Origin of the sequence: Leptolyngbya sp. Heron Island J (assembly GCF_000482245.1) — a bacterium.
Classification (GTDB): Bacteria; Cyanobacteriota; Cyanobacteriia; order Phormidesmidales; family Phormidesmidaceae; genus Leptothoe.
The window spans coordinates 25816-48150 of sequence record NZ_AWNH01000041.1 but is presented as its reverse complement, the minus strand read 5'-3'; the positions used below and the strand labels follow the sequence as shown (position 1 = coordinate 48150).

General features: G+C 42.3%; 14 protein-coding genes. 6 read left to right on the top strand and 8 right to left on the bottom strand.

Going from position 1 to position 22335, the window contains the following annotated elements; translation table 11 throughout:
* Nucleotide 1: 1 nt before the first annotated feature.
* Nucleotides 2-259, bottom strand: coding sequence for a hypothetical protein (locus tag N836_RS51665; RefSeq protein WP_023072675.1), 258 nt, complete (start codon nt 257-259; stop codon nt 2-4).
* Between the two features lie 128 nt (nt 260-387).
* Between N836_RS51665 and N836_RS51660 the strand changes: the two genes are divergently transcribed.
* Complete coding sequence (locus tag N836_RS51660) at nt 388-4122, top strand: pentapeptide repeat-containing protein (RefSeq protein ID WP_023072674.1); 3735 nt, start codon at nt 388-390, stop codon at nt 4120-4122.
* A 93-nt stretch (nt 4123-4215) separates the two neighbouring features.
* Here the strand turns inward: N836_RS51660 and N836_RS51655 are convergent, their stop codons facing one another.
* Nucleotides 4216-5196, bottom strand: a complete 981-nt coding sequence (locus N836_RS51655) for a tyrosine-type recombinase/integrase (protein ID WP_023072673.1) — start codon at nt 5194-5196, stop codon at nt 4216-4218.
* A gap of 1060 nt (nt 5197-6256) precedes the next feature.
* On the opposite strand from N836_RS51655, the gene N836_RS51645 reads away from it, so the two are divergent.
* The 4 genes from N836_RS51645 to dapF all read left to right on the top strand — a co-directional run bounded on the left by N836_RS51645 (nt 6257) and on the right by dapF (nt 10666).
* Nucleotides 6257-7180, top strand: coding sequence for a hypothetical protein (locus N836_RS51645; RefSeq protein ID WP_023072671.1), 924 nt, complete (start codon nt 6257-6259; stop codon nt 7178-7180).
* A gap of 69 nt (nt 7181-7249) precedes the next feature.
* The gene (locus tag N836_RS51640; protein ID WP_023072670.1) at nt 7250-8368 is read left to right on the top strand and encodes a fatty acid desaturase; all 1119 of its coding nucleotides are present in this window, start codon (nt 7250-7252) and stop codon (nt 8366-8368) included.
* Between the two features lie 91 nt (nt 8369-8459).
* Nucleotides 8460-9665 (top strand): alanine racemase, encoded by a 1206-nt coding sequence (locus N836_RS51635; protein ID WP_023072669.1) that lies wholly within the window; start codon nt 8460-8462, stop codon nt 9663-9665.
* 2 nt (nt 9666-9667) lie between these two features.
* Entirely contained in the window at nt 9668-10666 is a 999-nt protein-coding gene (dapF, locus tag N836_RS51630) for a diaminopimelate epimerase (protein WP_081716851.1), read from the top strand.
* 135 nt (nt 10667-10801) lie between these two features.
* Here the strand turns inward: dapF and mobF are convergent, their stop codons facing one another.
* The 6 genes from mobF to N836_RS51605 form a co-directional block, all read right to left on the bottom strand.
* On the bottom strand, nt 10802-13333 hold the full coding sequence (gene mobF, locus N836_RS51625) for a MobF family relaxase (protein ID WP_442785775.1): 2532 nt from the start codon (nt 13331-13333) through the stop codon (nt 10802-10804).
* Between the two features lie 157 nt (nt 13334-13490).
* Nucleotides 13491-13838, bottom strand: coding sequence for a hypothetical protein (locus tag N836_RS51620; RefSeq protein ID WP_023072666.1), 348 nt, complete (start codon nt 13836-13838; stop codon nt 13491-13493).
* Nucleotides 13839-14259: 421 nt separating this feature from the next.
* Entirely contained in the window at nt 14260-15912 is a 1653-nt protein-coding gene (locus N836_RS51615; RefSeq protein ID WP_023072665.1) for a pentapeptide repeat-containing protein, read from the bottom strand.
* 69 nt (nt 15913-15981) lie between these two features.
* Nucleotides 15982-16155: a hypothetical protein gene (locus N836_RS76500; RefSeq protein ID WP_023072664.1), complete on the bottom strand. Its 174-nt coding sequence runs from the start codon at nt 16153-16155 to the stop codon at nt 15982-15984.
* A 15-nt stretch (nt 16156-16170) separates the two neighbouring features.
* A complete protein-coding gene (locus N836_RS51610) occupies nt 16171-16989 on the bottom strand; it encodes a hypothetical protein (RefSeq protein WP_152532129.1) in 819 nt (272 codons plus the stop codon).
* Nucleotides 16990-17232: 243 nt separating this feature from the next.
* Nucleotides 17233-18513, bottom strand: coding sequence for a hypothetical protein (locus N836_RS51605; RefSeq protein WP_023072662.1), 1281 nt, complete (start codon nt 18511-18513; stop codon nt 17233-17235).
* A 141-nt stretch (nt 18514-18654) separates the two neighbouring features.
* Here N836_RS51605 and N836_RS75300 point away from each other — a divergent pair, with 141 nt between their 5' ends.
* Nucleotides 18655-22179: a tetratricopeptide repeat protein gene (locus tag N836_RS75300; protein ID WP_023072661.1), complete on the top strand. Its 3525-nt coding sequence runs from the start codon at nt 18655-18657 to the stop codon at nt 22177-22179.
* Nucleotides 22180-22335 lie beyond the last annotated feature (156 nt).

The following is a 22335-nucleotide window of genomic DNA, read 5'->3' as shown; positions in this document are numbered from 1 at the left end:
GTTACCTCCTTGGCTTAGGTAACGGCAGGGCACCAGGCTTTGTGGTGCGGGCAGCACGGTTTAGCTGCTGGACATATTTTTTGAGGGTTGAGCATTTAATGGCGATTCCTTGCTCACCAAGGATTTGGGTGACTTCCAGGTATTTATACCCACGGGTGCGAAGGTCGTTTATTTCATCCAGGATTTCGGCAACTCTGGATTTCAGTGTTGGTTTTAGTTTTGATGGAAGAGACCGTAAGACTTCCCTACAGGTACTCATAGGCGAATCCTCAAGAGACGATGCTCATAAGGATGTCAGGAGGGAAGAGGGGATGTCTTGATCAGAGATGGATAGCCCTATATTCAAGATGAGTTAGGCTTATCTATGAAGGAATTACCGTATTTCTTATGGGTAGCCGTCTTTGGAGTTTTCTGACCACAGATATTCGTGAACTTATTTCTCTAGAAACTGTTGATAGTAGTAAAGACGTAGCTGAGGCAGTTCTGGGGTTAGCTGATGTACTAGAAACGGAAGGGCCAAATATACAGAAATTAGCTCCTGTATTGACACAATTAAATTCTCTACTAGACGCTCTTAACTCACCATTAGGCAGAATTGCAGAAGCCAGTTTACCCTTTATCTCTATTGGAACAGGACTACTACGTTTTTATATTGAGAAAACAAAAAAAGAACCAACAATTGCACAAAGTGTAGCTCTTATTAGTCAAGCTGCGTATCTTGAAACTGTCAAAAGCTTTTTAAATCAGCCTAAACTCAAATCTTGGCTAACTAAAGTAGGTAGTCAACCTTCATCTGAGTTGGTCAAACAGAAACTCAAACAACTGGATTCCATTGAGTTGGGAGATATTGAAGCTAGACAAGCTTTGCTCTATTTTCATGAATCTAAACTAGCAAAAGCTTATGGAGAAGTTTTAACCACTAGGCTAATAGATTTAGGGGTAAAGTCTGCTGTAGCTACTAAAATCTCAGATAAATTGGCACGTGAAACAAATCGTATCATGATGCCAGTGTTGGTAGACAACAGCGGTAGTGTCAAGAAATTAGTGGAATGGCATCGCATCGGAGGTGATGCCGTACTTGAAAAATACATCAGTATCGATACCTATCTAGAAGAATGCATCGCACCTCGGCCACATGAATCAGTCTTTGCTGAGAACTTTTCGTATAAAGATATTTACGTGCCGTTAAAGGCACAACCCTTAGAGAAAGATAGAGAATCAAATAAAGATCAAAAGCTTGTGACACTGGAGCAGTGGGCACAAGAATTGATAAACAACTCAAAATATAGCGATAAGGTGATTTTCATCCAGGGAGGACCAGGTCGAGGAAAAAGTGTATTTTGTCGTATGTTTGCAGATTGGGTGCGCCGACACGAGCATCCTCGCTGGACACCAATTTTAATTCGTTTACGAGACATAACTGTATTATCTAAGGATTTCGAGGAAACTCTTTCAAAAGCGATTGACCGAGACTTCACAAGAACAGACGCTGGATGGCTAACTGATCGCAATGTTAACTTTCTGTTTTTGTTGGATGGTTTTGATGAATTACTAATGGAAGGCCGTACTAGCGGAGGGCTTGACCAATTTTTAGAACAAGTAGGCCGTTTTCAAGAAAGATGTGCCCACAATTCGGAAAAAGGTCATCGTGTATTAATAACTGGACGTACCTTCGCATTGCAATCTATTGAAAGTCGCTTACCTCATAACTTGGTGCGACTAAATATTTTAGCAATGGATGATGAATTGCAGGCGAAGTGGTTTCATCATTGGAGTAAAATCATTGGTTCTGATAAGAGAAATCTTAGCGAAGCTCTCAAGGATTCTCGGCTTCCAGATCGAGTACGAAAACTTGCTCAAGAACCACTGATACTATACCTGTTGGCAGCAATGTATCGAGATGGGCGATTGCGCTTAGAAATGTTTGAAGGTATGGGTAGCTCTAGCGCAAAGATACTCATCTACGATCACACGGTAGATTGGATACTAACAAAACAACGAGCAGACGGTTTCCATACAAACACAAAGAATCAAGCGATTACAACGAACAGAGAACTAAATTCTGATATTACAGAATTAGCGCCTGAACACCTGCGCCGTATTTTGCAAGAGGCAGGATTATGTGTTGCACAGTCAGGAATGGAGTTTGCGAATATTCAAATCGTCGAAGATCGGTTAACTCAGGACAGGGCAGTTAAAGCTTTTCTTGAAGCAGCACAGCGACAGCTTGAAACTGATGACACACCGTTGAGGAATGCTTTAGCCACCTTCTATCTGCAACCAGGAAGACAAGGAGAAGGTTCGATTGAATTTATCCACAAGAGCTTTGGAGAGTTCTTGTGTGCTGAGAGAATTGTTCAAAGTCTGGTTAATATTTCCCAACCTGGACATAACCAAGAATATGGCATTGAGGACTCAATATTTCATTGGACAATGTATGATTTGTTGGGCTGCCCTATACTTACCCAAGAAATTGTTGAATATTTAATCGCCTTACTAATTCAACATCCTGATTTTCAGGCAAAGCGTTTATACACACGACTCTATGACTTTTATTGGCGATGGAGTGATGGAGAATTTATTGACGCTCCCCCTGAAAATCTTCCGCAACGAAAGATGAAGCTATTACAGACAAGAACAACTGAACGTATAGAGGTTTTGGGCCAGCGTCAAGTTGATATATATGTGGGACTAAATGTGATAATTTTGCTATTAGAGCTTCATCGCTATGGAAAATCACTAATCGAAGGAGAAATTGCCAAGCAAAGTGGTGAACTTAATAATTCACTCAAGTTTCACCCTTGTAGTTTGCCAAGTAAGAAGTGTTTTTCCAAGAAAAAATTAGCGCGTATTCTCATATCTAGTCTGCATACTATCCCAGGCTCTTTTTCTAATGTACTGGGGCCTTTTTTATCAAATATTGATTGTAGTCAGGCTGATCTAAGTTGTATCGGGTTTAGAGAATTAAGGTTTTCAGCAGCTAATTTTAATGATGCAACCCTTGAAGGAACCAATTTTAGCTCGGCTATGATGCATGAATCTAGTTTTAGAAAGACTAGACTTTTCAAAGCTAATCTTGATAATGCTAATTTGTATTCGGCTGATCTAAGTCATGCGACTATCAGTAGGGCATGTTGCTTCATGGCAAATTTTAGAACGTCTAATTTGAGCCATGCTATTTTAGAACAATCACTATTAAGCGGCGCTGATTTGAGTCAGACTAATTTACAAAATGTAAATTTCAATCGTGCAACACTTCATAGTGCCGATCTAAGCCACTCAAACTTAGATAATGCATCTCTTGAAAAGACAGACTTATTTGCAGCAGATCTTTCAAGTTCAAGTATACAAAATACGAATTGTCGTAATGCTAATTTTCAGGGAGGCTTTCTATTAGATACCAATTTTAAGAATACTAACTTAATGGGAGCAAGCTTTCGTCAAGCCCATCTTGTAGGTGCCAATTTCTGCGGAGCTAATCTTGAGACAGTTGACTTTTATGGTGCAAATTTAGATAGTATTCTTTGGGATGATTCTACAAATTGGGGTAATATCACAGGACTAGAAAATGCCGAAAATGTTTCACAGGATATCCTTTCTAAGATAGGGATAGAGTCCCCTTCAAACAAAGAAACAAAACAAGGAAATACTACATATTTTTTACTGAGAAACAATAAAAAAATCTTAGTTCTTGATGACCATAAAGCAGTTTTAGCAGGAACCCTTTCTGTATTGGCAGAGCAGTATCCAGACTATATTTTACTATCTGCCAGCAATGTACAAGAGGCAAATTACTTATTTGCTGATCATCAGCCATTTCTCTTCGTCACTGATTTATCTCATCCTAAAAGCTCTGGTGATCGGGCACAAACTAATCATGGCTTAGATCATCTTAAAAGGATTATGACACAGTATCCAAAGCAAAATATAGTTGTTCAGAGTGCGCAAGTAAGGAGCCTTGTGAGATTACATTCATTGATTCAGAATCATTTAGGTGGCTTTGGAATCGCTGATAAAGCACTCACTTCTGACAAAATGCTATCAGTTGTTAAATGTGTTCTCGAAGGTAGAAAAAATTTAGGGAGGCTCGGAGAGGATTGGAAGAAGATTAATGCTGAATAACAGCTCCACTGACTGAAGCTATGATAACTTTTAGACCGCTTTCTTTCGTCTGCTCTAATTTTCCAACCTGAATCAACCGTAATTTATTTACTACTATAATCTGATACGCTCAATCTCATCAAGGCTGATAGTGTCATCCCTACGATCATACAAAGCTGTAGTCCTAACATCCTCATGGGCTGCCACCCGCTGCGCGTTATCCCTTGAGCCGCCATTACGGAGAAAGTTGGTAATCCCAGACGCACGAAACGTGTGATTACACGCATCGGTACTAACGCCTGCAGCAAGCGCCCGACGCTTTACCATTGCCCAGGCTTCCTGCCGCTGCAAGCGCTTACCAGTTAGCTTCCTGCCCCTCCCAGGTGATGTCTGAAAGAGGGGAACATCTTTCTCACCTCCAAACCCTGCAGCCTCAATATACGCATCAAGGTACTCCTCAGCCTTATGGTGGACTGGTACCTCATGATACTTTCCACCTTTTTCATGGAGCCGAAACCAGGTGCGCTTTCCCTTATGGAAGAAGTCTTTCACGTCCATACCTAATACGGCACCAATCCGAGCAAAGCTATAGAACATGGTGGCGATAAGCGCTCGATCGCGGAGGCCAACTACGTGAGAGATATCAATTGAGCCAAGAAGTTGCACCATTTCTTCATCAGAGAGAATCGGGGTTTTCCCTTGTTTGACACGATGTTTTACTCCTCGCACTTCAACAGTAGGATTCTCTCTCACTACACCACCAGAAAGGAGCCACCGAAAGAGCGAGCGAATCGCTGAGAGGTGTTGATTCCTGGTAAGTGGTGAACCTGGATGAAGCTCAATGTATCGCGCAACAACAATTGAATTTATCTGCTCGATCTCTAACCCTGGATAAAACTCTTCAAGCCAATCGAAGAACGTGGTGAGTGCCCGGTAGTAGGCAAGCCGGGTATTGATGTTCCGAATCTCAGCAGCGAAGAACTCAACGAAGCGATAGGTGGCTCGCTTACCAGACCGAGCAAAGACTTCAGGCAGTAGGAACTCAGTTCCGGGGAGTCCGGGGGCTGTCTGGGGTTTTATGATGAGGTCTGTCATTGGTGAAGCCTTTGGATGCTCAAAATGAGGCGTTGTTTTTGAGCAGTTTTACTATGACATAAAAAGGGATTATGTCATAGTAAAGATAATAAAGCTTGGGCAGTCAACAAGAAAATGAATGTTAATTGAAAGGAGATTTGCAATTAAAAAAAGCAAATAAATGAATAAATCTATATTTCTAGTTTAGATTAGATGAATATCATGGGATGGTTTCGATCTGGAGTCCTAAATTTTATACTTAGTTTTATTATAAGAATTAAATAACTCCATTCAAGTACAAACTATAAATTAGCTCCTAACCTCCTCTGAGGATGTATCTCAACCTGAGATAATGTCTCAAATTCAAATAATTGAAAACTATAAATGTAAGAACTAATTCGTTTAGGATTTTTTATTAGTTAAACCACTCTATCTAAGAGCAAAAATAAGATTTTAAAGCAATCCATAAAACTATTCTTGTAGCTTGGAAAAGCTTGCTTCTCATAAGCTATTACCTACTCAAGGATTAAACGGACTATTTCTATATCTGTTATAGAAGTTAATGTCTCAGGAGTAAGGATCTGGATATGAATCCATTAGGGTTTTAGTACATATATCCTTACCCTTACACGAAGACCTTGTAGGCTATGAAGTGAAAGTATGTGACTAGTGGTGAAAATCAATAAAATCTTAGGGATACTTATCATAAGTGCGGAGCATTGGTCGGATCTTATTTTAAGACAAGTTGGTCTAGGGATGGTGCTGGTTAAATGTATGCTAAAACCCTTTTATTTCAAGGCTTTTAGAAGTTTCCTTGAGCACTTAGAGTCAGTTCAAATGCAGATGGGTAATGTAAACCATGTTTATTTGCATTAGCCAGCTCTAATAATGGCTATTATCCAGATCATGGAAAAGCATTGGAAGGTGCCCTAAATATGTAATGATTGCACTAAAATTCCACAGGCTTAGACTAGCAACATGCCAACTTGATCCTTCGTCTTGGCATATTTTATTAAGGCCTCAATGGAATTGAGATTTTTAACTAGGCTCCGTAATCTTTTTGATTTTCCTTAAATAGGGTATGCGTTCATCTTTCGAATTCTTTAAAAAAGCTGACTTTGCTACATGGCTTAATACATTTGTAACCATTGTCGGTATCCTTTTACCTCTATTAACTTGGTTTGCATCAAAAGGATATTTTTTTGAAGTTACCTCAGCTGTCGAGTTAGGAATAATATTTTATTTGCTTTTCCTGCAAAGGATAAAAAGTAGAAATCTTATTCCTTTTGAAAGGCGTTCTCAAACAGGTTTTTTTGGGGATGATGTTTTATTCAATTTATTCTACCTATCTGAAACTGAAAAGATAAAGGGCAGATTCAATGCACTCAATAATGGCTATCTAAAACTTTATGGTGCGGAGGTGCGCTATTTTCAAGTGCGTCTTATGGACTTCTTGGTTCAGAATCGAGAAGGGTCTTTGGTGTATGCAACTGATATAACAAATAATCCAGGCATACTCTTATCAAGAGATGATTACATGCAGCAGAATAGGTTATTTATACAAGCAGGAGGTAGAATTAGACGAGTACTAATTGTTGATGAAAAAAAATTATTAAGAGGTGACTTTTTAAGCGATCTCTATCAAGTTATCGAACTTAATAGGAAATGTGGAGTTGATATTGGCCTATATTTGATGTCCTTGTTAGATTCCAACGAACGTCAGGATTTCATCATTTACGACAAATTTTCAGTTATTGTTGAAGGGAAGCAAGCAGATGAAACCTACGATGTTGCTTCTAGTACAATCTTCTTTACAAAGTTTGAAGTTGAATCATACTCGAATATTTTTAATAAAATTTGGGACGAAAACTTACAGTATTCTTCTAAGAGAATATTAGAAGAATTCTATGAGTTTTCAGAAGAGTGTATCAAGCAAGGAAATTGGTCATATTTCTCAGCTCAAAGGTTTACAAATAAAATACTTAAAATCAAAAAAATTGATTAAATAAAGTTTGTTGATTTTATTTTTTTACTAAAATAAGTGATTGTTTAATGCCACTCAAACGATGCCATTATGAGTCTCTTGCCATTTTGGGCTTTAAGCTGCTTGTTTTTAATTACGGTTTCTATTGTAATTAGGCTCACAGACATATTATTTCACCCTATCCCATCATCGTTAGATCATAAGTTAATAAGTGAATCAAAATTAGATTTTGATGAAATCAAAGAAATAGTTAAGAGCTATTCATTAGGCCCGCACAGAATCGATGATTTTCTTGCTCCATTTTTATTTGTTTCTGTCTATGTCAATTTATTGGCTATGGGTGTATTTGTCTGGAATACTTTTAACTATTGGTATTTGCATTTGCCAATTTTAATATTATCTGCTGGAAAATTTCGAAACCTTCAAGAAATCACTCATTATGCTGTACATGGTTCCCTCTGTACAAATAAGAAGTTTGGCAGATTTTTGGCAGATTTATTCTTTCAATTACCTGCTTGTCAATCTGATGCTAAAACTCGAACTTATTCCCATCTAGTGTTACATCATCCAAATGCGAATGTGTTTGGTAAAGATCCGAATTTGGATGATTTTATAAAAGTTGGATTAACAGCAGGAATTTCTAATCTCCAGTTTTGGTATTGTATCTTTTATCCCATATCCCTAAATGGGATAAAAGATACAATATATAAGATGCTTTCTAATATTTTTTGTCAGAATAATTACTATCGAAAAATTCGTATTAGCATAGTGTTGATTGTAGCTTTTGCATTCTTTTTGAATGCAAAGCTTGCATACTGTTTAGCTGTAGTTTATTTGATTCCATTGATAGTTTTCTACCCACTTTTTGCTTGGTGGTCTCAAGTTATTGAGCATCGCTGGTACGTAAAAAACATACCAGTATCAATGGAGTTTTCACGTCTAGAGTGTGAAGTTGGGCGTCCGACTATATTTAGTGGTTTTGAGGGATGGATAATCAAGAATGAAGTTTTACCGTTCTGTGATAGCTATCATTTAGCACATTCTCTTCTTCCATTTGTGAGGTGGAATTTTTTGCCATTCTTAGATAAAGCTCTCAGATTTAATCTCCCTTATTACTCAAAATATGAGAGTTTTGGTCTATTTTTTTCATCTTTAAGTAATAAGTCATCTGCAATTTTTCAACTTAAAGATCGCTTAGTGTCAGAGTAAGTATTTTCACGGTGACTAATACTTTGGTGTTAATCTTTACAGTATGACTTAGGATTTTCTCTATCCTTTCTTTCTTTGAGGCTAATTAAGCGTGCGATTTCGAAAAATACCACTAGATGCATTTGGATCTAAACCAATAATCCGTATCCGTAATATTGAAGCAGTAGTGCATAACTACCGTTTGTTCCGTGATTTGGGGATTAAAACAAACTCCAGGTGTGCTGTTGTTTTAAAGGGTAATGCTCACGGATTGGGTATGTCAGATGTCGCTCCTGCTCTTTATGAGGAAGGAGTTAAGGAATTTTTTATAGAAGAACTTATTGAAGGGCTGGTCCTCAGAAAGATACTCCCTCATGACGATGTCAATATATATGCCATGGCTGGGCTTTTAAGTTGTGAGGAGGAGTCATTCATGACTCATAGGATAACTCCATGCCTCAATAGCTTATCCCAAATTGAAAAATGGAACGCTTTTTGTGGAACCAATACTACAGGTGATGCTGTTATTCATTTAGATACAGAGATGAATAGGATTGGGCTTTCTTGTAATGAAGTTCAATATCTGGCAGAAAGATTCCAAGAACTTACAAGTAACCTTGAAATCAAATTCTATATGAGCCACCTATTTGATATAAAAGGGCATGACTTTGATAATTCATATCTTCAACTCGAAACTCTGAAGAATTTTCTCCAGATACTGCCTAAAAAGCCAGTTTCATTTGCTTGTACAGATAGTTTAGTTCTGCTGCCTAATTCTGAATTCAACTTCCAAATAATTAGACCTGGTATAGGCATAGTTGGTGGTGCACCTAATGAAAATGATTTTCTCAAAGGAACTGTTGAAACGCTTGAGATGTATACAAAAATATCTCAAGTAAAAGATGTCAAGAAAGGTTCAACTATTGGATATGGAGGTTCCTTCACTGCTCAACAGGATATGCGTATAGCATTAGCTCATATTGGCTACAAAGATGGATATCTCCGTCTAATGAGCAAAACGGATCAAACGCAAAAGGGAGGCTGGATGTACATAGGTAACTATAAAGCCCCAATAGTTGGAAAAATATCTCTGGGAATTACAACTATTGATGTATCTGATGTTCCAGATTCTGTTTTAAGCGAAATTAGATACGCAGAGGTAGTTGGTCCAAATGTTAAAATCAGACAATTGGCTGACCTGAATGGTTGTTATGAAATTATGGCATCTCTGGGAAGGGATAACATGAAGATTGAAGACTATACCTTAAAGGACTTTGCATATCGATTTGGTAACCACTATTGCACAGAGGAAAAGTAGTTATGAGTGTCAAGCATAGTTTGCCTTCAATGGATATCTCTTTTATAAAATGTCATGGCTCCGGTAATGATTTTGTTCTAATCGATGAGTTAGATAATGGATTAAATCTTGATTCCCAAATGCGACATACTTTAACCAAGCTTTTGACTAATAGAAATAGTGTGGTTGGGTCCGACGGTGTGCTGTTTATGACCGACAGTCAATTAGGCGATATAAGAATGCATGTTTTCAATCCAGATGGGAATGAAACCCCTATGTGTGTCAATGGCATAAGGTGTTTAGGAAGATATGCTATTGAAAAATACTCAAGTTCGAAAAAGGTTAAGGTCGAGACCGAAGTTGGCATTATTGAAGTTGAAAAAGTTGAAGACATATGGTCAAAAATTCCTTCTTATAAGGTAGAGCCTATTAAGCCGTTAACTTTTGATGAAAAATTAGTTGAACATAACGGTTTAATGTTCTCTTACATAGAAGCTCATACTCCACATCTCATTACCTGTGTTGAGCAGATTGATGAGCAAAATTTGAATCTCATTGGGCAGAAACTAAACGAGCAAAAATCCCTATATTCAACAGGAGTAAATGTTACCTTTATAAAGGTCCTTGACAGCAACAAGTGCTTTGCTCGGACATTTGAGCGTGGTGGAATTGGTTTATCATCATTGTCTTGCTCAGCTGCTATGCTCGCTGGAGTTTATCATCTAACATGTTCCAGTACCATGAGCTGCAATGAATGGATTGAGGTATATAACAAAGGGGGAATGATTTTATGTAAGGTTAACAAATCTGATTCTGGTGTAGATGTAGGGAGTGTAATTGGAAATGCTACTTTTGTTTATGATGCGAGTGTAAAGATATCTGATAATGCTCTTAGCAACTTTCTTCAAGGGAGTGCAAATCTTGATGAAATTTTTAGCTATAGTTCTTTCCAAGGGAAAACGCAGGAGACTGCTAATACATCTTCTTTTCTAATAGAACTGCCAGATTCCTCCAACAGTTAAGCAAGAAAGTCCTTCGATTTTTGTAAGGAAAAAATGTTCAAAAAATGATTGCTTTGTGGAAACAGTTAGTCCGCTAAACTTTCAAAAGTGGTTCCCCGCATATAGACTTATTGCTTTGTGATGTAGCGAGTTCACTCAAATCTGCTGCCCCACCCTCCTCGGCTCCCGAGCCTTCCGCACCTCCTTCATCCGGTCACTCGCCAACTGCTTCTGAGCATCCCGACTCATCCGCTCTGAAAGCTTCTCCTTCACTGCTTTCCGTTTCTGAGGATCGCCTTCAGCATAAATCTTGGTACTATCCTTCGCCCGACTTGCAGCCACATACGCTGTATGTCGGTCCCATGCGCCATCCCCCGCAAGAATATAACTGTTACTTACGGTAACCCCTTGCGCTTTATGCACCGTGGACGCATACCCTAATCCAAACTGGTCATACGTCTCATAGGAAAACGATACCCGTTGGCTTTTATCAAGCCCGACGATGAGCTGCTTTCGTAAATTATCAACCCTTAAGATATTCCCCATCTGCCCGTTCTTGACTTTCAAGTCCCGGTCATTCTGCCTAAACATAATCCGGTCCCCCTCAAAAAACCGATCCTTTCCAACGATCGCATTGCGCTCTTTAAGCTCACCCAATTCTTGCCGCTTCGCCTGGGCCAGCCGATTCAACTGCTTTACCTCATCATTCGTCTGGGCCAATATCAGATGATTCTGCGGCTCTTTTGCTCCATCACCTTTTGCCCAATCATCAATCAGCTTTGCCTGCAGCTGCCCCTTACCCTCTGCTACAGAGAGCAATCCTCGCTTATCAAATTCATCCAGGGCATCCTTTGCCCTTCCATCGGCAAAGGCGTGTACCGACTCCTTCGCCCAGTCCTCTTTTTGACGCCGTATCTCTTTAAGCTCAACCTCCCCCACCTGCCGAGCAATCGTCTGAAACGCACCGCCTGACTGCACCGGCTGTAATTGACGTGCATCTCCGATCAGCACCACCTTTGCCCCCGCACTATCCGCTTCTGCAAACAGCCGGGTCATTTTCTTCGTCCCAACCATGCCCGCTTCATCAACGAGGAGAATTGTCTTACTTCCAATGCCAGAATGCTTTTGCTGACCAACAGCCATCGGCTTTTCTTCCTGCTGCGCTCTTCGGTAATCAATGGAGCCAAAGAAGCTATCAACCGTGCGACTCTTTACCTTTGCCCCTTCCTCTAACCCAGAGGCAGCTTTTGCAGAAAGGGATAACCCCTGAACGGTATAGCCGCTCTTTTCCCAGGTTTCCCGCGCAGCATCGAGGAAGAAGGTTTTCCCTGTGCCAGCCATACCACTTGCTACCTTTACCCCACCAGGATTGACCACGTGCGTGAGTGCAGTGCGCTGCTCCTTTGACATGGTGGGCCGTTCTGAGATCGCCTCAAATAAATGCTGTGAATTCACCGTATGGCTTTTATCCTGCCACCGGTTCATGGTGTGAGTATGGAGCTTTTCCTCAAGATCAAGCTGCTCTTTCGTGGTAAATTCTTTGTCCTTACCTCCTTCAAGCTCAATCGCATTTTTAGATTTAAAGAACCGCTGCTTTTCTGCCTTCATATCAGCATAGGTAAGCCCCTTACCGATTGAGTTCTCAGCAAGCGCTCTATCCAACTCTCGCTCAGTAAAGGCGGACTTGTAGTAGAGCGATTGGTCTAACGCTTCACGGAGCATGTGCTGCTGCTTTCGTCGCCGGTCAAACTCAGAGAGCGGTTTTACCTCCTTTCTTGCAGCCTGTAAGCGTTCAGGGGTTAACCCATGCTTTTTTGCCCGCTCCTGCCACGATTCCCGAAGCCGATCATCATCAACGTGGAATTTTGCCTTCCTGCTTTCTGCTGCAGCCTTCGCCTTATTCTGTGGCGATGAGGCAATCCCCTGCTCGTTAAGATAGTCCTGGATCTGATAGCTTCTGGCACTAAACTCATCCCGTGCCTTTTTGGGAATGGCGGAAAGCTCGAAGGTGCCGTGCTCAGTAATCGAAAGTTTGTACCCTAACTGCTGGGATTCCGACGATAACCGTCCTCGATACACCGCCCCTGCAGCCATCTTTGCCTGATAGAGATGATGCGACTCTAGAGCACCTGTAGTGCCATCTTTCCTTGTACCGATATTAAGAGTAAGTCCATGAGTGTGAAGCTGTAGGTCCTGCTCACGACTTGTTCCGTGCTGAAAGGTGGCAGCGACAAGCCCAACCTTTTCTTGAGCATCTTTTCCCCCGGCTCCCCGTCTTGTGTAGGCTGCCGTGTCTTCTAGGTACTGAAAGGCATCCAATACTGCCCGCTGTTGTGCCTGCTCAAACTTTGTCTTTAGTTTATCGTCAGCCACTCCCCAGGCAACTGACACTGACTTTGGTGCCGAAAAGGTAATATCCCATCCAGCACGCCGGTTTTTAGCTCCTGCATTCTGTACCAACTTTTTATCTCCTTCGGGGGGATATCCCTTCCAGAGGTTTACCATCTGTTCAGAGTGTACTTCGCCCTGAAGTCCGAGCTTTTTAGCTCCTGAGCCAACCCAGACACCGGGCCGCTCATTATCGCTGTGGTAGTAGTCTTTTACGAGATAGTGAGAATTGTGCGCCTGTTCGATGGATGCAATCATCGCTTCTGCATTCTCCTTTTGGACGTATTGGAGTGGTGAGATAGGTTGTGTGGAAGGAAGAGCGGCGGTGGTATTTGAGGTCGTGGTTTATTCCCGGTGTGGATGTAAGGAACAAAAGAAATTGACGGGAACTCACAACCCACAAACCTTTTCCATCGCCATTCGCAGTACGTTCTCTCCTTGTGAGGGGAACGGTTTTCTAGTTGTCGTCTGTTGTTCTTAAATGGGTTTCAAACTGTGCCCTCACCCATTCGCGTGCATGGTCTTTTGAGACTCCTTCTTGATTCGCTACCAAGACTGAGAGCGCCTCAATACTGCCCCACCGATTGGCAGCAATCTCCTCCGCTATAAGGGATTGAGCGAGCCGTAGCTCTGCAAGCTCCCCTACTATCTGTTCAAGAAATCGAACGATCTCAAGCAGTGTTAACCGTTCAATTACGATATCTCTTGCTTTCCGATGAGGGCTCACCCCCTCGTCTCTTGCTTCATAATAGAGTTTCTTTGCTTCATCAGAACGAAGCCGAAACGTGATTTTTGTTGGTATCATGTCGACGCGTGGAATAGTGAACAGAAAAAGGCTTTTAGTAGCTCAAAGAACAAAAAGAGGAGCGCGTTGTCGGCAGGGGTAACCCTTTATGGGGAGAGGGTTTTGGAGCTACACCGAGGAGGTACGTTCAGGTGTGATGTGAAATATTACTGCGCCCGCAAGGCGGGTGACCGCTTGGAAATCTCCAAAAAAACTGCGTGAAGTTAGTCACGGCTGTTGATAACGATTGAGAGGCTTTTCAAGCCGACCTTTTGTTATCAATGGTTGTGAGTAACTTTACTTCGATTTGGAATTCCCGATATTACTGACGGAAGTTGGTCACATTGTTAATAATAGGAAGGGCCTCATAGAAAAGGCCCGAGTTATTCACACTGTTAGCAACTTGCTGCTCCTTTGGAGCGCCCAAAATCACCACCCAGGCTTACGGTCGAACCTCTCCGTTTGGCATCACCACATTGCGGTAGCGCACCCCAAAGAATAGATAAGACGGGATATTCGATGACCGGGAGAGATCAGAGTCTTGAATTTGGAGCCCTCGTGCTTCCGAGTCGGCAAAGTCCATCGCTTGCACAAGAGAGCCTGAAATTGTGGCATTGGTGAGACTTGAGCCCTGAAAGCTCCCCCCATAAAGAGAGCTATGGTAGATGGTGATATCGTCAAGATTTGACGCGATAAACGAGGTGCCACTTAACTCAGCATGGTCAAACACCGCCTCATTGAGGGAGGAGTTGTAGATGCCGGTTGAATACAGTACCGCGTTACTAAACCGCGCTCCTGCAAGGTCAACGTTATGGAACGTTGCCTCATCAAAGAACACATTGCCTGAAAGAACCGCACTTCCCATATCAGTGCCGTAAAAGCGTGCTCTGATGTAAGACCCACCTTCAAGCTTTACCCCGTGGAGAAACGCTCCATCAAAGTTTGTTTCTGTGGCAGTGACCCCAGAAAGCGTTTGATTGGAAAGATTGACTCCGGATAGGTCAGCATGGCTGATATCAGCCCCATCTAAATCTACTGCTCCAAGATACGCACTTGAGAAATCAGCGTGTGTAAGGTCCGAATCGACAAGTGTGGCACCATCAAGGTTTGCAGTACCCCAGGTAACGTCTCTCGCGGTAATGCCTACAAAATTCGCATTCCTGAGATCTGCCCCGTCAAAGTTTACGCGCTCTAACGTCATGCCGGAAAAATCGGCACCCGTAAGGTCTACATCCCGCAGAATAAGACCCTTAAGGACAATACCCCTAAAATCTTTCCCGCTAAAATCTTCACCGGTAAGATTGACGTTTTTACAGTCACCAGGCGTGTTTTCCCTAATGGCAGTACTGCAGGCGTGACGACGAAATCTTTTGTTTGCCGTCTTTGTTGCCTCTTTCACGATTGGAGCTGTTGTGGTTCCCTCTAATGCCGTAGGCACTGGCCAAAGCACCACTGCACTTAGAGCAGCAACGACTCCAGATGCAGCCATAGCATAGGGTATAGAACGCTTTATAATCCGTGGAATCGAAGGCGGTACCAGTCGTTCAATGAACTGCCCTACCCTGCTATCTAACCCCTCTGGAAGCCGATGGAGCCGATAGCGCCCTTTTTTGCCCCTACGAACACAGTGACTTGCCACCTCATACGAGCAGTTAAGAGAGAGCTGCAGCAGCATCCGTGCTAGGTCTGCCTTTGCTCTATTTGAAGGCACACCAGTAATCGGTTCAACGTTATCAAGGTTGATAAGATACGCCTTCCCGGTCACTCGTGAGACGATAATATCTTCAGCAAACAGCATCGTGAGAGAGTACCCACGGAGCGCTAAGCCATTGATACAGACAATAAGGCTTTCACCGATTTTGAGCACCTGTTCAACGGTAAGCGGCGTTGTCCCAGGAAGGAGGGTATAGAAGTCACTACCTTGCTCCGGATTGCAGAAAACAAGGGTTTTTCCTGCTCCTGCCCCAAAGTCACCAACATAGGCAACAACCTGGGGAATTCCATAGCTTCCAACATCCCGCGAGCGTTCCATCTGCTCATCTGTGGCTACCTGCCGCAATAGCAGAGATGTCCCATTACTTTGGTCAACGCTCATAGAGAGGGTTTCATTCCCTAAAAAGAGTGGTCTTGTGTGTCGAAGATTCGAAGAGGAAAAGTGCTGCATTTACCGTTCCTCCTTTGGTGCATCGAGTAAGAACTGGGAGATAGCCCAATTAACCATGGGGTTATCAGTGCCGGTGTGCCCAAGGTTGTAGCCCCGCTGAAAGCAAAAGAGGCTCCACCAGGTAAGCGTTAAGAGAAACAGCAGCAAAAGCGCTGTATTAATGATTGATTTCATGGTTACTGCCTCCCCTCAACTTGCGATCGCATCAAACTCTGCATGAGCGGGGATAAGCCCAGTGAGGTGACTTACTAAGTCGCCTTTAGGAAGCACCAGCCGAATACGTTTTCTCCCGATGGTTAAGTCCTCCCCTGTCCATAGAAACGGACGAGCATCATAGATAAGGGAATAGCTATTCCCTGAAAGGATGAGGTGTCCTACAGGAATCGAAGTCCCCTTGTAGTTCGCTTGAATGGTGTACTCGTCAAAGGGGCTCTGAACTTCAACCCACCGAAGGCTGATGTCCGTTACTGGAACATGGAGTGGAACGCCTAAGGCATGGTCAGACTTCTTCCAGAAGGGAGAATGGACGCCGATAAAGCGAGGAATCTGAGAGATGAGGGTTTCCCGCTCCTCAGCAATGCGGGCTCGTAAAGCCTCGTGTTCCGCTTGAAAGTCAGGCTCAACCGCTGATACCTCCTCTACTGGAAACGGCTTCCCTGTGGTGCGTTCTACCGCTCTACAGCACGCAGCGTGTGCTGTAGAAGTTGCCCCCCTTTTCCAGCGCTCTAAGGATTCAACGGAGCAACCAGGAGCAAAGTATGTCCAGTTATCGTAGTTTCCTCCCTGGCTCATCAGGGCTGCCCATTCTTTGGAATCTGACCCAAGGAATTCTAGTGAAACGGTAGCTGCAAACCGAGTTGAGTAGGCTCCGATGTCGCAGGAACGAAGGAGCGATCGCAACTCTGGGGAAACTATTGGTTTGAGCTGGCTACACCATAGAGATGGCGTTTTTTTGGCAACCGGAATCGGAACCCCCTCTACAGCAGGCTCCATAGTCGAATATGTCATTGGTCTAATGATTTAGGTGGACCAGACTTCCGGAAGTCCTAGGGCAATACCTTTTGGGGAGTAGCTTTGCTCCTCGGCATTACCCATGTGCCCATCAAACAAGGAGCGAGAGGATATGAAAAACCGCATCAAATGCTGATTACAGCGTTGAGTTTTTGACATCCAAAACGTTTTACTTCTTACGCCACAAGGGTTCTAGCGACTAGGGCTTTTCCATTACTGGCTTAAGAAATGTAAAGCAGCCTACGGAATCGGCTTTAGCGCAGCGAGTGCTATCTCATCTGGGATGATTTTGTAATTTGGATTTCTTTTCATGAGATTAGCTATCGCAGCTGCTGGATATTCAAGGCAGATCGGATCTCCAAAATAAGGTTCACCGTATTCGTATGCTGAACCGCTTTTCCCGGTGCAAATTTTGCTCAAAAGTTCACCGAGTTCATCCCACTTAATTTTAGTTGGGAAGAACTCTCCATCCTTAGTTACACCTTCAATAAAATGAGGAATCTCCCCTATTTCTTCTTTGTGATAGTACTCGTCAAAACAGTTAAATTGCATCCAAGCTCCAGAAGAACCCAATTCAGAAAAAAGCAGTTCCAACCTATTCTTGTTTCCATAGGGCGAGTAGGAAACGCCTTTATACTCTCTTGGAGAAGATTCATAGATTTCATCCAAATGATCTAATCCGTATGCCGAAAGCCTAATAAGGAATTGTGCCAATTCTTCCCTGCTCAGCGTTTGTGATGTAATCTCAAAAGAGTCATCTACCATATCCAACTGCTCATAATCAGCAAGTTGTAAGGGTGCACTCAGCGCCGTAAATGACGAAGCAACATTTGAATCAGCACGAGCCCTCTCTAGGGTCTCCAAATTAGCAGCTTGGTTTGCTTGTTCGAATAGAGGAGCTAGTGCAGCAACCATAATCTCATCTGGAAGAATTTTCTCATTAGGAACGTACTGTACGCGACCTCGATATTGCGCAAGCGTATCAAGGACGCAAGGATCACCTTCAAAGGGAGCGTGATGTTCATAGTTTGCTGTTTCAAATTGATCACAGAGGCCGCCAAAGAATCCTGTTAACTCGTGCCAGTTAATACCGGTTGGAGTGAAGTGCTCTTGGTGAATGCCTTCCACAAATGCAGGGCTTGGACGAAACTCTTCTTCAATATCTGCCCAGGCATCTCCATTATTTGTAATGAGCCACCCACCTGCTGCACTTAATGTTGTAAATAAGTCCTGCAAATATTCTTTATGGACAAAGATGGCAAAAGAATCCTTGTAGTCATCGGGAAGGGAATCATAGATTTCATCCAGATGGTCTAAACCATAGGCTGAAAGCCGAATGAAATACTTTCCCAAATCTTCAAAACTAAGCGCAACTGAAACAGTCTCTAATTTTTGCGCCCCCTCTGTTTGTCCAGAAGAAAACCCAGTGCTGCTGTCTAACATGTTAAACCGTTCGTCAGATAGAGGCGTTTCGCCTGCACTTGGATGAATTCCCTGTCGAGGGTCAACACCACTTGCCATATATAGTCCTAATAGATAGCGAACCCAGTAACTGCTGAAGAACTGCGGGCTCTAAGAAGAAACGTGTATTTCTGCTCGAAAAGCAAGCCGAACCTATACCATGAAGGCACCCTACTCAAATAGCAGCGAGAGGCATAAAGGATGTCTGACCCCAAGAATCCACTTTCCAAAGATCAACGCTTTGGAAAACTAATCTTTGAAACAGTCCTCTACGTTGCAAACGAACTTGACGAAGAAGACAAGCCAAGTGTGCTGAGAACATGTCGGTGGGTTGATGAAGGAAAAAGACAAAAGATTAAAGTGGTAGTAGGAACCTGGAAAGATGTTGCTTCATTTATTGCAAACAACATGCAGTCAAGAGGCTACAGCGAGAAGGATTTTTCAACAGGTGGTCAGCTTAAGAACTCTACAAGTCATTTTCTCCCCGGACTACTATACCTACAAGAAATGGGATTAGTCATTTTCCATAATGAGAAAGAAGTAAAAGGAGGCCGGGGGCAAATTGAAAAAAAGTTCGACCTAATAAAACTCCCAAAAAAGCCAAAAAGTCTGGATGACTATCTTCTCTTCTTTGATAAACAGCATGAGAACTATCAAAAGCTCAAAAAGATAGAAAAAATAAGTCCGAAGGTATTAAGAGAACCAAGAAACTTTAATGTTCCTTACCCACGAAATCGATATTTCACAGGCAGAGAAGAGATTTTAGAGCAGCTACACGAGCAGCTTATACAGCAACAAGCTGTTGCGATCACTCAAGTTGAGGCCATCAGCGGGCTCGGAGGCATTGGCAAAACTCAAACAGCTGTAGAGTATGCATTTCGCCATTACCACGATAAGAAAACCTATGAATATGTATTTTGGGTAAACGCTGAAACAGAAACAAATATTTCTATAAATTTCGCCGCACTCGCTGATCAACTGGCACTTCCTGTTGGCAAAGGAACACTTGACGAGAAGATTTTAGTAATGCAGGCATGGCTTGCTAATCATGATGGCTGGCTTCTTATTTTTGATAACGCTGACACTCCTTCCCTACTAGAACCATGGATACCCAATAATCCAGCAGGAAAGATACTGATTACCTCAAGAGCTTCTGTCTTCTTAGAAATTGGGATTAGTTCCTCGTTTGCTTTGGAACCCATGTCTGCTGAAGAGGGCACCAAAATGCTCTTTAGGAGGACCGAATACAAAGAAACGGAATCAGAACGTTCTGCCGCTGCTGAACTCAACGATGAACTTGGTGGACTACCACTTGCATTAGAACAGGCGAGTGCATACATGCGCAAGCAACGGATGAGTATTCAAGAGTACTTGAACTTTTATCGTAAGAGAGGCTTCTCGGGAGCACTTAAAAAAAAAGCTAAGCCAAAAAACTATCCAGAATCAGTATTTAGAACGTGGCTACTTAACTTTGAGGCTGTAAAAAAAGAAAGCGTGGGGTCCTCTGAATTACTACACTTTAGCTCCTTTCTTGCTCCAGACGATATCCCCTATCGCATCTTGACTCATGGCGCGTCGCATTTAAGCGGAAAACTGGCAAACGCTTTTAAGGATAAAGATGAAGAGGATAAGTTATTTACCCTTAAGGAACTACTAGAGCCGTTAAGTCAGTATTCACTTATTACCTGGGAGTATGATCGGCCCTGTTACAGCGTTCATCGGTTGGTCCAAGCTGTTGTGCGCGACACGTTGAAATCAGCAGCAGCTACTTGGATAGAGCGGGTCACAAACGCAATGGTTATGGCTTATCCAGGTAATGGCTTCAAATATTGGTCTATGTGCGAAAAGCTTCTCCCCCACTATTTCCGGGCTATTGAGCAAGCTCAGCAGTTATCAATTGAATCTGACATATTAGGAGCACTTTTTAATTATGTAGGCAGCTATTTAAGCGATCAAGGGCGCTACAATGAAGCGGAGTCTTTTCACCAACAGTCACTGACACTGGCGAGAAAATTTCTAGGTGATGAGAATCTCAATGTTGCTCATAGCCTTGATGGTTTGGCAACTATTTATCAAATTCAAGGTCGTTACGATGATGCAGAACTTTATCATCTTAAGGCATTAATATTGTACAGAAAAATATTAGGTAAAGAGCACTTGGACGTGGCAGTCTGTTTGAATAATCTTGCTTTAACCTACGACGGTCAGGGCAGATACGAAGAGGCAGAGGAGTTCTATCAGAAAGTACTAGAGTTAAAGCGAAAAATATTGGGGAATGAGCATCCAGATATTGCTAAAAATCTGAATAATCTTGCTGTGCTTCATGAGCATCAAGGTCATTACAGCGAAGCAGAACATCTCCATCAACAGTCCTTAGCAATGCGTAAACAGTTATTCGGAGATGAACATCCTGATGTAGCTATTAGTATTGGCCATCTGGCAAAAATCTCTGTTCACAAAGACCGCTATGACGAGGCAGAGCTTTTATATCAACAGGCACTAGCAATGCTTAAAAGGATATTCGGAGATGAACATCCTGAAATCGCTGCTGGACTTCGTAATTTAGCACTATGCTATTGCAAGCAAAATCGTCCCGATGAAGCAGAGCCCTTATATCAAGAGGCACTAGCAATGCATAGAAGTCTTTTGGGTGACGAGCATCCTAGTACTGTTTCTACGCTTAATGAGCTAGCAATGTTCTATGCTACGCAAGGTCGGTATAGTAAAGCTGAACCTTTACTAATAGAACTCTTAGCGCTGCGTAAACAATCATTAAATGAGGCTCCTCTTAATGTGGACAATACTTTGTATAATTTGGCCGCAGTATATATGAATCAGGGGCGTTTCCAAGAAGCTGAACCTTTTCTAAAAGAATCTCTGACATTACGCAGACAGGTTTTGGGCAACGAGCATACAGCTGTGGCAACTATCGTAGACCATTTAGGAACAATCTACTTTCGTCAGGGGCGTTATGGTGAGGCTGAACCGCTATTAAAGGAAACTCTTATATTGTCTAAACAATTTTTAGGCAATGAGCATCCAGATATAGTTGCGACTCTCAACAACTTAGCATCCATCTACCTCAATCAGGGCCGCTACAGTGAAGCCGAATCCCTCTTCAAGGAAGGATTAGTGCTTTCTAAACGCCTTTTCGGTAATGATCATCCTGAAGTAGCTACTGCTATCAACAATCTGGCTGCTCTCTATAATGAACAAGGGCGATTAAGTGATGCTGAACCTCTTTTTCTAGAATCTCTTGCGCTCTGTAAACGATTGTTTGGTGATATACATCCCAATGTGGCTACTAATCTCTTCAATTTAGCAACACTCTATGACAAGTATGATTGCCTCAAAAAGGCAGAATCCTCTTGTAAAGAATCTCTAATGCTTCGGAGGCAGATATTTGGTGACTCACATCTGAGTGTGGCTGATTGTCTGAACTTTTTGGGATATATCTATTCAAAGCAAAACTATTATGATGAAGCAGAATCATCTTATGCTGGGGCTTTAGTCATCCGTAAGCGCTTGTTAGGAGATCACCCTGACGTGGCTAACAGCCTTAATAATCTTGCAAGGCTCTACAGTAAGCAAGAGCGTTTCAACGAGGCAGAAAAACTTTTTCAGGAAGCTCTGGTGTTGTGTCAGCGTTTATTTGGAGATAATCATCCTTTTGTCAACGTTATAAGAGAGAACTTGCAAGAGCTACGAGAACAGCGAAATTCTTGATGGAATCGCGTTTATCAATCCACTTTATATGCAAACTTTCCTCAAAAATATATATTGAATACCAACTAGATCCGATTGTTAGGGAAATACTCGGTAATTGTAGGGTGATATTTTCAGCCTAAATCAAACAAAATCACTTTTTTCTTAAAAAACACA

What these genes read in the sequence shown, in the direction of transcription:
- N836_RS51640 (WP_023072670.1), top strand. Translation starts at nt 7,250, where the DNA reads ATGAGTCTCTTGCCATTTTGGGCTTTAAGCTGCTTGTTTTTAATTACG.
- N836_RS51660 (WP_023072674.1), top strand. Translation starts at nt 388, where the DNA reads ATGGGTAGCCGTCTTTGGAGTTTTCTGACCACAGATATTCGTGAACTT.
- N836_RS76500 (WP_023072664.1), bottom strand. Translation starts at nt 16,155, where the DNA reads ATGAAATCAATCATTAATACAGCGCTTTTGCTGCTGTTTCTCTTAACG.
- N836_RS51620 (WP_023072666.1), bottom strand. Translation starts at nt 13,838, where the DNA reads ATGATACCAACAAAAATCACGTTTCGGCTTCGTTCTGATGAAGCAAAG.
- N836_RS51605 (WP_023072662.1), bottom strand. Translation starts at nt 18,513, where the DNA reads ATGGCAAGTGGTGTTGACCCTCGACAGGGAATTCATCCAAGTGCAGGC.
- N836_RS51645 (WP_023072671.1), top strand. Translation starts at nt 6,257, where the DNA reads ATGCGTTCATCTTTCGAATTCTTTAAAAAAGCTGACTTTGCTACATGG.
- N836_RS51665 (WP_023072675.1), bottom strand. Translation starts at nt 259, where the DNA reads ATGAGTACCTGTAGGGAAGTCTTACGGTCTCTTCCATCAAAACTAAAA.
- dapF (WP_081716851.1), top strand. Translation starts at nt 9,668, where the DNA reads ATGAGTGTCAAGCATAGTTTGCCTTCAATGGATATCTCTTTTATAAAA.
- N836_RS75300 (WP_023072661.1), top strand. Translation starts at nt 18,655, where the DNA reads ATGTCTGACCCCAAGAATCCACTTTCCAAAGATCAACGCTTTGGAAAA.
- N836_RS51655 (WP_023072673.1), bottom strand. Translation starts at nt 5,196, where the DNA reads ATGACAGACCTCATCATAAAACCCCAGACAGCCCCCGGACTCCCCGGA.
- N836_RS51610 (WP_152532129.1), bottom strand. Translation starts at nt 16,989, where the DNA reads ATGACATATTCGACTATGGAGCCTGCTGTAGAGGGGGTTCCGATTCCG.
- N836_RS51615 (WP_023072665.1), bottom strand. Translation starts at nt 15,912, where the DNA reads ATGAGCGTTGACCAAAGTAATGGGACATCTCTGCTATTGCGGCAGGTA.